Origin of the sequence: Paenibacillus sp. RC84, assembly GCF_041260495.1 — a bacterium.
Classification (GTDB): Bacteria; Bacillota; Bacilli; order Paenibacillales; family NBRC-103111; genus Paenibacillus_F.
On sequence record NZ_JBGBYL010000002.1, the window covers coordinates 499,505 to 511,792 of the forward strand.

The 12,288-nt window shown below is 56.3% G+C and carries 12 protein-coding genes and 1 pseudogene; 11 read left to right on the forward strand and 2 right to left on the reverse strand.

What is annotated here, in order from left to right; all coding sequences use genetic code 11:
- The first annotated feature begins 51 nt into the window (after positions 1-51).
- The 3 genes from ABH899_RS05985 (at position 52) to ABH899_RS05995 (ending at position 2,793) form a co-directional block, all read left to right on the forward strand.
- Complete coding sequence (locus ABH899_RS05985) at positions 52-984, forward strand: DUF1177 domain-containing protein (RefSeq protein WP_009675316.1); 933 nt, start codon at positions 52-54, stop codon at positions 982-984.
- A gap of 86 nt (positions 985-1,070) precedes the next feature.
- Positions 1,071-1,742 carry an AroM family protein gene (locus ABH899_RS05990; protein WP_369994793.1) on the forward strand — a complete coding sequence of 224 codons (672 nt, stop codon included), beginning with the start codon at positions 1,071-1,073 and terminating at the stop codon, positions 1,740-1,742.
- A gap of 97 nt (positions 1,743-1,839) precedes the next feature.
- On the forward strand, positions 1,840-2,793 hold the full coding sequence (locus ABH899_RS05995) for an aminopeptidase (RefSeq protein ID WP_369994795.1): 954 nt from the start codon (positions 1,840-1,842) through the stop codon (positions 2,791-2,793).
- Positions 2,794-2,899: 106 nt separating this feature from the next.
- On the opposite strand, the gene ABH899_RS06000 is transcribed toward ABH899_RS05995, so the two are convergent.
- Entirely contained in the window at positions 2,900-4,171 is a 1,272-nt protein-coding gene (locus ABH899_RS06000) for an ATP-binding protein (protein WP_369994796.1), read from the reverse strand.
- A 171-nt stretch (positions 4,172-4,342) separates the two neighbouring features.
- Between ABH899_RS06000 and ABH899_RS06005 the strand changes: the two genes are divergently transcribed.
- From ABH899_RS06005 to ABH899_RS06020, 4 genes are all read left to right on the forward strand, one after another.
- Positions 4,343-4,936, forward strand: coding sequence for a TetR/AcrR family transcriptional regulator (locus ABH899_RS06005; RefSeq protein WP_218229388.1), 594 nt, complete (start codon positions 4,343-4,345; stop codon positions 4,934-4,936).
- A 291-nt stretch (positions 4,937-5,227) separates the two neighbouring features.
- Positions 5,228-6,244 (forward strand): aliphatic sulfonate ABC transporter substrate-binding protein, encoded by a 1,017-nt coding sequence (locus tag ABH899_RS06010; protein WP_369994799.1) that lies wholly within the window; start codon positions 5,228-5,230, stop codon positions 6,242-6,244.
- Between the two features lie 28 nt (positions 6,245-6,272).
- On the forward strand, positions 6,273-7,130 hold the full coding sequence (locus ABH899_RS06015; RefSeq protein WP_369995146.1) for an ABC transporter permease: 858 nt from the start codon (positions 6,273-6,275) through the stop codon (positions 7,128-7,130).
- Positions 7,131-7,208: 78 nt separating this feature from the next.
- Entirely contained in the window at positions 7,209-8,120 is a 912-nt protein-coding gene (locus tag ABH899_RS06020; RefSeq protein WP_369994800.1) for a TauD/TfdA dioxygenase family protein, read from the forward strand.
- 446 nt (positions 8,121-8,566) lie between these two features.
- Here the strand turns inward: ABH899_RS06020 and ABH899_RS06025 are convergent, their stop codons facing one another.
- A complete protein-coding gene (locus tag ABH899_RS06025) occupies positions 8,567-9,241 on the reverse strand; it encodes an SIMPL domain-containing protein (RefSeq protein WP_369994802.1) in 675 nt (224 codons plus the stop codon).
- 206 nt (positions 9,242-9,447) lie between these two features.
- Between ABH899_RS06025 and ABH899_RS06030 the strand changes: the two genes are divergently transcribed.
- The 4 genes and pseudogenes from ABH899_RS06030 (at position 9,448) to ABH899_RS06045 (ending at position 12,286) form a co-directional block, all read left to right on the forward strand.
- Positions 9,448-10,008, forward strand: a complete 561-nt coding sequence (locus ABH899_RS06030; protein WP_369994805.1) for an AAA family ATPase — start codon at positions 9,448-9,450, stop codon at positions 10,006-10,008.
- 62 nt (positions 10,009-10,070) lie between these two features.
- Positions 10,071-10,862, forward strand: a pseudogene (locus ABH899_RS06035) (phosphotransferase).
- A gap of 42 nt (positions 10,863-10,904) precedes the next feature.
- On the forward strand, positions 10,905-11,417 hold the full coding sequence (locus tag ABH899_RS06040; RefSeq protein WP_369994808.1) for a GNAT family N-acetyltransferase: 513 nt from the start codon (positions 10,905-10,907) through the stop codon (positions 11,415-11,417).
- A gap of 329 nt (positions 11,418-11,746) precedes the next feature.
- The gene (locus ABH899_RS06045; protein ID WP_369994809.1) at positions 11,747-12,286 is read left to right on the forward strand and encodes a GNAT family N-acetyltransferase; all 540 of its coding nucleotides are present in this window, start codon (positions 11,747-11,749) and stop codon (positions 12,284-12,286) included.
- Positions 12,287-12,288: the final 2 nt, after the last annotated feature.

Below are 12,288 nucleotides of genomic sequence, written 5' to 3' on the forward strand. Positions count from 1 at the left end.
CCGGACTCGTTCATTTCGACATCAAAGTGAATTCATACGGAGGAAATTAACATGACCCTTAAACAAACGATGACTGTTCTCGATACACTCGACAGCATTTATGCAAGCGGAGCGAAGGTAAAAGAATTGTTCGACGCCTATCCCGGCGTATCGGTGACCGTATCCAAAGTCAGCGGGGAAAAAGGAAGCACGGATTTCGTCAAAGTCGTGATCCCCGGCACGGACGGCAAAAGCAAAGGCGGCAGCGCGCCGACTTTCGGCATTATCGGCCGTCTCGGCGGCATCGGGGCACGCCCTAGCCGCATCGGCCTCGTTTCCGATGCCGACGGAGCGGTTGCGGCTGTCGCCGCGGCGCTGAAGCTGGCGGATATGCAGACGAAGGGCGACGCGCTGCCGGGCGATGTGATCGTCACGACTCACATTTGCCCGGACGCGCCGACCCGCCCGCATGAACCGGTTGATTTTATGGATTCGCCGGTCGATATCCTGACGATGAACCAGGAGGAAGTCGTGCCCGAAATGGACGCGATTCTGTCCATCGACACGACGAAGGGCAACCGCGTGATCAATCACAAAGGCATCGCGATTTCGCCGACTGTGAAGGAAGGGTACATCCTCCGCGTCAGCGACGATCTGCTCCGCATTATGGAGATGACGACCGGTCAGCATGCGGTGACGTTCCCGGTTACGATGCAGGACATCACGCCGTACGGCAACGACCTGTATCACATCAACTCCATCCTGCAGCCGGCCGTAGCGACGGATGCTCCCGTCGTCGGTGTTGCGGTAACGGCGCAATCCGTCGTGCCGGGCTGCGGAACGGGCGCGAGCCACGAGACGGACATCGCGGCGGCGGCGCGTTTCGCCATTGAAGCGGCCAAGGAAACGACGGCCGGCACGTGCGCTTTCTACGACCCGGAAGAATTCGGCCGGATCACGAAGCTGTACGGGTCCATGAAAATTTTGCAGACCAGCGGCAAGTAAGCGGGGAACGGGACAGCAGGCAGGGGAGTTTCCCCTGTCCTTTTTTTTCAGCCGCTTCGGGCGGATCTTTCATGGGGGTGGAGAACATGGAGAAACTGGGAATGATCACAATCGGCCAAGCGCCGAGGACAGACGTGGCGCCGATTGTGGAGCGCTGTCTGGAGGGGCGCGCCGAGCTCGTTCAAGGCGGTGCCTTGGACGGGCTTGACAAAGCGGAAATCGAGAGGGACCTTTCTCCGGAAGAAGGGCAGTACGTGCTGACGTCGCGTCTGGCGACCGGAGAATCCGTCGTGATGTCGCGCGAGAAGCTGCAGCCTCTGCTGCAGAAGCGGATTAGCGAGTTCGAGGAGGCCGGAATCCGGCACATTTTGCTGCTGTGCACGGGCGTATTTCCCGGCCTTACTACAGAGCGGTCGTATCTGATCGAGCCCGACCATCTTATCCCTCCCGCTGTCAAAGCGATGGCCGGCGGCCGCAGGCTCGGCGTGCTCGTTCCGCTGGCGGAGCAGTGCGCAACGCTTGCGCAGAAGTATGAGCCCTACGGCTTGAGCCCTTTTTTTGCCGTCGCGTCGCCGTACAAACTGGACGAAGCCGAATTCCGGCGTGCCGCCGAGGAACTGAAAGAGAAGAGCGACATCATCGTGCTGGACTGTATGGGGTACACGGAGGAAGCGCGGCAGTTCATGGCGGAGGCTTCGGGCAAGCCGGTGGTTCTGTCCAATGCTCTGATGGGCAAGCTCGTATCGGAAATGATATAGAAGAAGCCATGTTGAGACGGGTTGAGGCTGATGCAGGGAAGGAATCGAACGTCAGCCACTTCCCGGTCCATTCTCCAATTCAGAAAGGATGAAGATAATGAACGAATCACTCATTGAAGTCGGCAAACACGTGCTGCAAAGCTGTCTGGGCCTGCAGGCCCGGGAAACTTTCCTGGTCGTCTCGGACGAGGACAAGAGACATCTCGCTGAGCCGCTTTACGAAGCGGGAAAAGCGCTTGGAGCGGAGGCTGTGCTTATGGTCATGAAGGACCGGTACAGACCGGGGGAAGAACCTCCTGCCGCAGTTGCCGCCGCCATGATCACTTCGAACGTGGTTGTCTGCATCACGAAGCAGTCTCTCACGCATACGCATGCCCGCAAAAATGCGGCTGCCGCCGGAGCAAGGCTGGCCACGATGCCGGGCATTACGGAGGATATGTTCCTCCACGGCGCCATCTCGGCCGATTATGCCGAGGTTAAGCGTCTGACGGAGCAAGTGACGAAGCTCTTAACCGGGGCCCGTGAGGTGCGCATCGAGAAGGGCGGCTATACGCTGACCTTCCCCGTGGAGGGAAGAAACGGCGTGCCGAGCACAGGGCTGTATCTGAATCCCGGGGAGTCGGGGAACTTGCCGTCCGGCGAAGCGTACATCGCGCCGCTGGAAGGAACGGCGGAAGGGCAAATCCTGATCGACGGGTCCATTGCCGGAATCGGCAAGCTGAGCGAGCCTCTTCTGCTTACCATCGAACAGGGCCGTATCGTAAAGGCGGAAGGCGAAGCCGGACCGCAGCTTCTGGGCATGCTCGGAGACAAAGACGGCCGGCTTCTCTGCGAATTCGGAGTCGGAACGAACGATAAAGCGAGAATCACCGGCGTCATCCTGGAAGACGAGAAAGTGTACGGCACGATACATGTGGCCTTCGGCAGCAACAATACGTTCGGAGGAACGATCACGGCCGGCGTCCATATCGACGGACTCGTTAAGGAGCCGACCGTATATCTGGACGGCAAGCTCATCATGGAGAAGGGGAAGCTGGCGTTACAGGTGTAATACGCTGTCAGTATCCAACCGGTATAATCCCGGCCGTCCGCGGCCAATAAATCAAATCGCCAGTCCTCTCATGCTCCGACAGAGCATGAAAGGACTGGCGATTTTTTTATCCTCTATCGGGACCTTTGGAAGCAAGGGGCAGCGAGAGAGTGAATTCCGTTCCCCTATGAAGCTCGCTGAACACCGAGACCGTGCCGTTCATGGACCGGATCACTTGATAAGAATACGTAAGGCCCAGGCCGGTGCCCGTATTTTTGGTGGAATAATAGATGGAGCCGAGCCGCCTCAGCTGTTCTTTGTTCATCCCGATTCCATTGTCCCGGATGTGTACTTTCACGAGGTGCCCGTCCGTATGCATGCGCAGCGTGACGTTTCCTTTTTGTATGGCGGAACAGGCTTCGACGGCGTTTTTTACGAAATTGACAAGGAGTTGTTTCATTTCGGCTCCGTTAGCGGTTAGTCGTACGGGTTCGGACGGGACATGCAGGATCAGCGACACATTGTTCATTGTGGCATAGGGAGTCATAACCTCCGCGACAGCCTCCAGCTCATGGACGAGATCGATTTCTTCGCGCTTTTGCGTTAAAGGCTTGGACATGGATAAATACTCCGACAGTATCGCTTCCGTTCGCTTCACTTCCTCGATACTGATGTCAATGAACCGGTGAAGTTTTTCGGGAGGCATTGCCTGATCTTGACGGATCAGCTTCAAAAAACCGAGCACGGTTGTGAGCGGGTTGCGCACTTCATGCACCAGGGATGCGGCGACCTGGCCGACGGCCTCGATTTTCTCGCTTTGCAGGTACCTCATGTACATGTCCTTATCCGTCGCGGATTTCTCAAACAAGTAGATCAGCAGCAGAACTCCGACCGAATTGTGAACGGGTATGATCAGAATATGGTAAGTCAAATGAGTCAGAATATAATCGGGCCGGTTGATATACAAAAGAAGCAGGGGGAAGAAAGAATAGCAAAGTCCGGCCATAAGGGCGACCAGGTACTTCTGGCTTGTCCTGTGGTAGACACGGCACAGCAAGACCGACAGGGGGAACGTGACCAGCAAAATGCCCATAGCCGAAGAGGTTCCGGGTCCGCCCAAATAAAGGCGGTACAGAACAAACTCCAGCACAAGCAGAAGGCCGATGCGAAACCCGCCGAACACAAGCGCGAAAAAAAGGATGACGTAACGGACATCGAACTGGATGCCTTTTTCGACGCTGGAAGCGAATGTCATGGAAAGAAACAGGCAGATCACGGAGGTAATCAGAATAAATTTCTTGGAGTAATTGGTGTCTTTGTCCCGGTAATAGAAGCTGTACAGTACGAAAGGCATAAGGGAAAAAAAGAGCTGAAGTAAAAGATCCTTGATCTGTGCCAATATCGCTCACCCTCTGGACGTGGTTAACTTCATCTGATCCCTACACTATTCGGCATGAAGAGGGAAATTCCTGGGGCTCAAAATGAATATTTCCAGGAACCGGGAGAAACCTCAGTTTTCAGATTCCTTAAATATGTTATAATCCACGGTATCAGAGAAAGGGGACCCGCTATGTCTGTGAACAATCCGGAAAAAGTTACGCAGCAGAGAGAAGAACGCAGGTCGCAGATTCTTCATGCGTCCATCGGAATTTTCGCGAAAAAGGGCCTCGCGGCGGCCAAAATATCGGATATTGCGGAAGCGGCGGGCATTTCCCACGGCCATGTATACAACTATTATTCCTCCAAAGAAGAGCTGTTCGTCAGCCTGGTCAAGATGCTTCAGGAAAGATACGGCAGAGTCTGCGAAGAGGCCCGCCGCCGGGAAGGAAATGCGCGCGATAAGCTTCTTTGGCATGCCCGGAAAATCGGGGAGGACGAGAATGCGTTGAACGGTATGCATGTCGTTCTGCATGCGGAGACGATAGCGAGCATCTCCCCGGAAGAAAAGCGGGAAATACCGCGCAGGGCCGTCGAGAACCTCCAGCCGATTATCGCGATCGTGAAGCAGGGACAAGAAGAGGGGACATTCCGGGAAGGAAGACCGGAGGATTTGGCGGTGCTTTATTTCGCTCTGCTCAACGGAGTCAGCGGGGCCCGGCGCAGAGGACTGGGGGTCGTAGCGAGCCCGGATGAAGAGCAGCTGGTCGGTTTGCTTTGCAAATAAGCCGGCGGATATGGACGGGCTGCCGCCTTCTTTTCAAGTATTGCTAAAAAAGTATTGACTTCCCAAAAAGGGGCTGATAGAATCATTCCAACAAGCACTGACTGACTAGTCAGTTAGTCGGCTCTTAAAACCAACTATTTTTATATGAATATGAGGTTTAATTGTTTTAAGAGGGAATCGATAACTCTGGTATCCTACCGGTCCACTGGTGGCACCTTGCACGGCCCGCTTAACGCGCGCTGTCGGGTGTCTTTTTTGTACCCAAAATTTTTGTGCAAAGGGGCACGGCGGATGAACAAACTTCAAGCATCATTAGCGGCTGCGGCACTTGCCATAGGCTTGGCGGGACTTACGGGATGCGGCGCCGGACAGGCCGCGACAAACGCCTCCGGGACGGATGCGCCCAAGGGCAAATATACCGTCAACCTCGCAAACAACGGGGGCGGCGGGTTGCTTCTCCTGGCCAAGGAGAAAGGCTGGTTTGAAGAGGAGTTCGCCAAAATCGGCGGGGACGTCAAATGGTCCGAGTTCCCGAGCGGACCGGCTCTTCTGGAGGCACTGGCCGCGGGACGCGTCGATTTCTCCTGGCTCGGGGACGGGGCGGCGATATCCGCTCAGGCGAACAACCTGCCGGTCACGACGCTGTCTCTGCTCTCCGAAGGCTTGAAAGGGCTCAACATCGTGATCGTCCCGGCCAAAAGCACCGCCCAAAGCCTTGCGGATTTGAAAGGGAAAAAGATCGCCATTGCCAAGGGAACTACGCTTCATGTTTTTTTCATCAAAGCGGTTAAGCAGGCGGGGCTGAAAGAATCCGACTTCCAGCTTATCCAGCTCCAGGCGGAAGAATCTGTCGCCGCTTTCGAATCGGGAGCGGTGGATGCCTGGGTCGGACTGGACCCGTATACGAGCATCCAGATCGCCAAAAACGGCGCGCGCGTCCTGACGAGCGGGGAAGCCCTGAACATCAAAGCGCCGGTGCTTACGATCGGCCGGACCGATTTTATCAAGGATCACCCGGGGGCGGCGGAAGCATTCCTGAAAGGATTCGAGAAAGCGATCGATTTTCAGAAGGGGCACCGGGATGAGGTCGTCGAGTTCATAGCGAAGGCGAAGAAGGCGGACCGGGCGACGATCGAGTTGGTGGTACAAAATACCGAATATTCGAACGTTCCGATTTCGAAAGAGATCTTCGGTATCCAGCAGGCTTCGGCGGACATCCTCCTGGAAGCGGGCTTTATCAAGAAGAAAATCGACGTGACGCGAAATACGGACAGCAAAGCGATTGAAGCCGTGAAACCGGCTAAATAAGGAGAAGGAGGCGAAGACCGTGTCAGCTTTGGGACAATTAAATCCGTCTTCTCCGGCCGCCAAGGATCTGGAAGAGAGGGAAGGGAGACAAGCCGCAGCCGGCAGGGCATCCGCCAGACGCGGAGGCAAACTGAAAATCGTCCTGCTCGGGCTCGTGCTGCCGCTGGCGGCGCTTGCCCTTTGGCAGACGGTAAGCGGGCTGAAACTGGTCTCCGCGACGCTATTTCCTTCACCGCTCAGCATTGCGGAGGAATTCGCGGCCATGGTTCAATCCGGCGAGCTTTTCCATCATCTGAGGGTGAGCGTGCAGCGGGCGGCCTACGGCTTTTTGCTCGGCGGCTCGCTCGGTCTCCTGACCGGTATGCTGGTCGGTTTGAGGAAAAAAGCCGAGTATATGCTCGACCCTACTTTACAGATGCTCCGCACCGTTCCGCATCTTGCGATCACGCCGCTTTTTATACTCTGGTTCGGGTTCGACGAGTTGTCCAAAATTTTGCTGATCGCGCTGGGAGCTTTCTTCCCGCTGTATGTGAATACATTCCTCGGTGTCCGGAACGTGGACTCCAAGCTGTTTGACGTAGCCAAAGTGCTGGAGTTCAGCCGCTTCCGGCAAATTACGAAGCTGGTGCTCCCCTCGGCGCTGCCGAATGTTCTGCTCGGACTCAGGCTGTCGCTGGGCGTCGCCTGGCTGGGGCTCGTCGTTGCGGAGCTGATGGGATCGAGCGAAGGCATCGGGTATATGATCCAGGATGCCAGGCAGTTTTCCAGAACGACCGCCGTGTTTGTGGGCATCCTTATTTTCGCTGTTGTCGGCAAGCTTGTGGATTCCGTCGTGCGGCTGCTGGAAGAGCGGCTGCTGAAATGGCGCGACAATTACAAGGGATAGTCCCGGGTAAGGCAGCCGAGCTGCCGGTCCGGGCTTGCCGCTGACGATAAATCAACCATTTTAAAGGAGGAAAAGAACATGAGTGAACAAGTGAAGGTAACCCCGGTTTCAGGAAGAATTGGTGCTATTATTGAAGGGATTTCATTGTCCGGCAGTCTCGATGCAAGCACGGTAGGTTTTATCCGCGAAAAACTGCTCCGGCATAAGGTTATTTTCTTCCGGGGTCAGAATCACCTGGACAATGCCGGACAGGAAGAGTTTACAAAGCTGCTCGGCAGTCCGATCGCCCACCCGACGATCAAGCCCAAAGACGGCACGGATTACGTTCTGGAGCTGGATTCGACTCACGGTGGACGCGCCAACGTGTGGCACACGGATGTGACGTTTGTCGATGCATATCCGGCTGCTTCTATCCTCCGGGGAATTGTGATTCCCGAATCGGGCGGGGATACGGTGTGGGCGAATACGGCAGCCGCTTATGAACTCCTTCCTGCGGAGCTGCGCGAGCTGGCCGACAAGCTGCGGGTGCTGCACACCAATGATTTCGATTATGCGGCCACAGCCAGAACGGTTAACGCCCTGGGCAGCGAAGCGGCACGCAAATACAGGGAGAGCTTCGCTTCCACGGTCTACGAAACGGAGCATCCGCTCGTCCGCGTTCACCCGGAAACGGGAGAGAAGACACTGGTTTTGGGCGGCTTCGCCAAAAAAATCGAAGGCTTCTCCGTCGCCGATTCCCAGAAGCTTATCGCCTTGTTCCAGGAACATATCACAAGCCTGGAAAATACCGTGCGCTGGCGCTGGGCCGAAGGCGACGTGGCGGTCTGGGATAACCGCGCCACGCAGCATTACGCCGTGAACGATTACGGCGACCAGCACCGGGTCGTCCGCCGGGTCACGATTGCCGGCGAAGTCCCGGTCGGCGTGGACGGCCGCAAGAGCGTGACGCGCATCGTCTCGGAGCCTGCGGCTGCGGCGAGCGCGTCGTAAGCGGGCGGGGGCTGACAAGCCTCAGCCCTGCGCAGGGCTGGCCCGGGCGGGAGCGTAGCCGCAAGGGGGCAGAGCAAAGTCAAGCGAGGCCGAAAGGGAGCGTAATCAGAGCGTAGCCGGAGCCGAGCCGGAGCGGAGCAGACACAGCGCGGACACAGCGCGGGTCTTGGCGTGCGCCTGACTTGGCCCGCGATTTCAGAGCGGACCCGGCCGTGGCGGCAGCTGGCAAACGCCGTTCCGCGGAGCCGCCGGGACCGCCCGCGAATCCCGGGTGCGTTCCGGTATGGCACGGGGCGACTATCTACCTTGATCCTGCTCCAGCGAAAGAGAGCGTGTCCCGGCTGACGGGATACGCTCTCTTCGTTGTGCTGTCCGGCCCTAGCCCCAAAAAGAGCGTGTCCCCGACTGACGGGATACGCTCTTTTTTCGGTGGGCCCGGCCGTGGCTTAGCTGAAGGTGTACCGCGCGCTCACCGCCGCATAAACCTGCAGCTCTCCCGGCTGGATCGGGGTTGCCGGACTGGCGGCCAGCACCGAGGCTTTGAACGGCACGGGCTCGTTCTGGCGGCTGATCTCCCGGACGAACTCCGGAACCGCCGCCAGGGTGACCCCGAGGGAAGCCGCTATCGTCTGCGCCTTCTCCCGGGCGTTCCGGACGGCGAGGGCCAGCGCTTCCTTGCTGTATTTCTGCGGCTGGGACGTCCGGAAGGAGATCCCGGAGACGGAGTTGGCGCCTTTGGAGACGGCGGTATCGACAATCGTCCCGGTTTCTCCGACCCGTTCCGTCGTAATTTTCAGCAGATGAGTGACCCGGTAGCCGCGAAAAATTTGTTTGCCGTCCTGGAAGTCGTACTGGGGATCGATCCGGAATTCGTCCGTCTGGATGTTGTCCCGGGAAATTCCGAGCTGCAGCAGGGAGTCGATCACGGCCGAGATGATCCGGGCGTTCTCGGCCTGCAAGGGTGAGAGGGATTCTCCCTCCGTGACGGCTCCCAGCACGATCACGGCTTGGTCGGGAATGACGGAGACGATTCCGTCGCCCGTAACTTCAATGGCGGCCGGTTTGCCTGCCCGGTATCCGGGTGATGGAGGAAGCGGCGGCGGGGGTGCAAAACCGTACATGGCCGGTCTCCTTTCTGGATGCAAGAGTTGTTATATCTTAGTGTATGGAATCCTTACCTTCTGCATGCCGGCAGCGGATACGGATACGTTGGTACACGGACGTGCGTCGGCCGGTTTAATTATAACGAAACTATCCTTACGGTGCCTTGCCGGCGATTGGCTACAATGGAAACATGAGAAATCGTCCGCAAGAGGAGGAGATTGGCATGATTCGGGATATTCATGCGATGTTTTTGGTGACCGGCATTATGGCAAGCGGCAAATCGACGGTCGCGCAGCTGTTGGCGGAGCGATTCGAGAAATCGGTTCATCTCCGGGGAGATCATTTCCGCAAAATGATCGTCAACGACCGCAAGGAAGTCCATCCGGATGCGGAAGCGGATCAGATGGAACAGCTTCTGCTGCGGTACAGGCTGACGGCTCAAGCTGCGGACACCTACTATTCCGCCGGATTCACCGTCGTGATGCAGGATGTCGTGGTAGGCCGCGTGCTGAACGACTTCCTTGCGCTGCTGGAGGACCGGCCCCTGTACGTGATCGTATTGTGTCCCGGCGAAGAGGAAGTCGCGCGCAGAGAAGCGGCCCGGTCCAAGACGGGATACGGCGTATGGACCGTATCCGCACTGAACGGCGTGCTGCACGCGGAAACCCCGCGGGTCGGTTTGTGGCTGGACTCGACCGGTCTGACGCCGGAGGAAACCGTGGACGCGATTCTGGAGCGCGTATGGGAGGAAGGAACTGTCCGGGCCTCGGATGTCCGGGATTAGGAGAGCCCGGATTTGCCGAGTGTACTTCTTTTCGGATACGAACAAAAAAAGGAGGTGCTTAGATGTCTAATCATTCAAATGAGGAATTGTTAGCCGGCGGCAACGTTTCAAAGGTATATAGGTCGGGTCATACAGTCAGACGGGAATTAAAGCCGAACAGCCCCCAAATTCATGCCCTGTTAAACCATCTTGACAACAAAGGATACGGGTATGCCCCTAAATACTTGGGTATCGATGAAAAAGGAAGAGAAATTTTATCCTTTATCGAAGGAGAAGCCGGCAATTATCCTCTGAAGAACTATATGCGGTCAGATGATGTCTTACAGGAAATTGCGAAAATGCTCCGTCTTTATCATGATGCGGTAAGCGACTTTTCATTTGATGACGGCTGGCAGCCGTTAGATGGTACTCCACAACCTTTGGAAGTAATATGCCACAACGATTTTGCCGTATACAACATGATTTTTCAGCAGGAAAGACCGATAGGTATTATTGATTTTGATGCGGCCGGACCCGGTCCGCGGCTTTGGGACATAGCTTACACTCTGTACACTTGTGTGCCGTTAAGCAGATTGTATCTTACGGAAACAGGCGAATTCGTTTATTATGATTCCTTTCAAGATGCTTCCCGCATTAAAAACAGAGTGAACTTGTTTTTTGATTCTTACGGGGAAGGATTTGCGGAAAATTTTATAGACATGGTACTGCTGTGATTGGAAGGATTATGTAAAACAATAACAAGAAGAGCGGGTGAAGGCGACCTTGCTTTTCAAAAGATGCTAGATGCCGGTCATCTCGAACATTATCAAAATGACATTACATTCATCTCTGAGCATAAGAATGACTGGACTTAAATCTTCCTTCCGTTAAAGGGGGCTTTAAAGGAGGTTTAGCCGGTGAGTACGTGTCCGGACGCGGGGGCAGAACTGGAAATCGGAAGAGCGGGTCCGGCCGACACGGCTCTTTTGCAGGAGCTGTATGTGGAAGCGGCCCGCTGGAGAGTTTCGCGGGGCATTCTGCTCTGGGACGAGAAGACGTTCACCCGGGAGTATATCGCGGGCCTGATGGCCGATTATGAAATGTTTATCGCTTATTCGGGCGGCGAGGCCGTGGGCTGCTTCACGCTCCAGTGGAGCGATAAGCCTCTTTGGGGAGAGAGGGACCGCGGCGATGCGGGCTATCTTCACCGGCTCGTTGTGACGCGCAAGCGCAGCGGACTCCGGCTGGGAACCCGGCTGCTCGAATGGGCGGAAGGTTATATCAGGCGGGCGGGCAAAACGTATTTCCGGCTGGACTGCATGTCGGAGAACTCCGGGCTCAACGCGTATTACCGGAACGCCGGCTTCGTTTATTTGGAAACCGTGCGGGGAGACGGATGGTGCGCCAACCTGTATGAGAAAAAGCTGTAAGACGGCTGCGGCATGCAGCCTTTTTTTGTGCAGCCCGTTTATCGTGAGCGGAGTCCGCGAAGTGACGATCGAACAGCCGGAACCACATGCAGCCGGGTATGCGTGTTCCGGGACTTCATAATATCTTAACCGTTCAGCTTCCCCAAAAAAACAACAAAAAATGGTTGATAACGTCCCGCTTTAGTGGTACAGTATTAAAAACTTAGTATTCCGCTTTGAATTGTCGAGTATCGACCGGACAGCCGGAGAAGTCGCTTCTAGTGACCTCTCTGGCTTTTTGCGTTGTTACGCGGAGTTCCACACCTAGGAGAAAAAGGAGTGTCAGATCTATGGGAAGCTCACCCTCCATCGTCATCCGTGAAGCGGCAGAGGCGGATCGCGAAGCGGTCCGCGCGGTGATGCTTGAAGCTTATCTGCAGTATGCCGACGTCATGTCCGCGCAAAGATGGCAGCAGTACCGCGAAGATATCGGCGGCGCCGCCGACAAAGGCAATCCCGTCGCACGGCTGGTCGCCGAGGCGGAAGGGAAAATCGTCGGAACCGTCCAGCTGTTCGTTTCCTCGGAGGCGGCTTACGGCAGGCCGGAGCTGGAAATCTATACGCCGATTATCCGCTATTTGTCCGTCTCGCCGGAAGCGCGGGGCAGAGGCGTCGCGACGGAGCTTATTAAAGAAAGCGCGAAACGCTCCCTGGAGCTCGGGGCTTCCACGCTTCATCTTCATACGTCCGATATGATGGCTTCCGCCGTGAGCCTGTATGAGCGGCTGGGATTCCAGCGCGCGTTTGACAAGGAGTTCCATAACGGCGAGGTGCTTGTCAAAAGCTACCGGCTGGAGCTGCGCGAATCCGCCTTTTTTACGGCCTCATAGAA

What these genes read in the sequence shown, in the direction of transcription:
- ABH899_RS05985 (WP_009675316.1), top strand. Translation starts at nt 52, where the DNA reads ATGACCCTTAAACAAACGATGACTGTTCTCGATACACTCGACAGCATT.
- ABH899_RS05990 (WP_369994793.1), top strand. Translation starts at nt 1,071, where the DNA reads ATGGAGAAACTGGGAATGATCACAATCGGCCAAGCGCCGAGGACAGAC.
- ABH899_RS05995 (WP_369994795.1), top strand. Translation starts at nt 1,840, where the DNA reads ATGAACGAATCACTCATTGAAGTCGGCAAACACGTGCTGCAAAGCTGT.
- ABH899_RS06005 (WP_218229388.1), top strand. Translation starts at nt 4,343, where the DNA reads ATGTCTGTGAACAATCCGGAAAAAGTTACGCAGCAGAGAGAAGAACGC.
- ABH899_RS06010 (WP_369994799.1), top strand. Translation starts at nt 5,228, where the DNA reads ATGAACAAACTTCAAGCATCATTAGCGGCTGCGGCACTTGCCATAGGC.
- ABH899_RS06020 (WP_369994800.1), top strand. Translation starts at nt 7,209, where the DNA reads ATGAGTGAACAAGTGAAGGTAACCCCGGTTTCAGGAAGAATTGGTGCT.
- ABH899_RS06025 (WP_369994802.1), bottom strand. Translation starts at nt 9,241, where the DNA reads ATGTACGGTTTTGCACCCCCGCCGCCGCTTCCTCCATCACCCGGATAC.
- ABH899_RS06030 (WP_369994805.1), top strand. Translation starts at nt 9,448, where the DNA reads ATGATTCGGGATATTCATGCGATGTTTTTGGTGACCGGCATTATGGCA.
- ABH899_RS06045 (WP_369994809.1), top strand. Translation starts at nt 11,747, where the DNA reads ATGGGAAGCTCACCCTCCATCGTCATCCGTGAAGCGGCAGAGGCGGAT.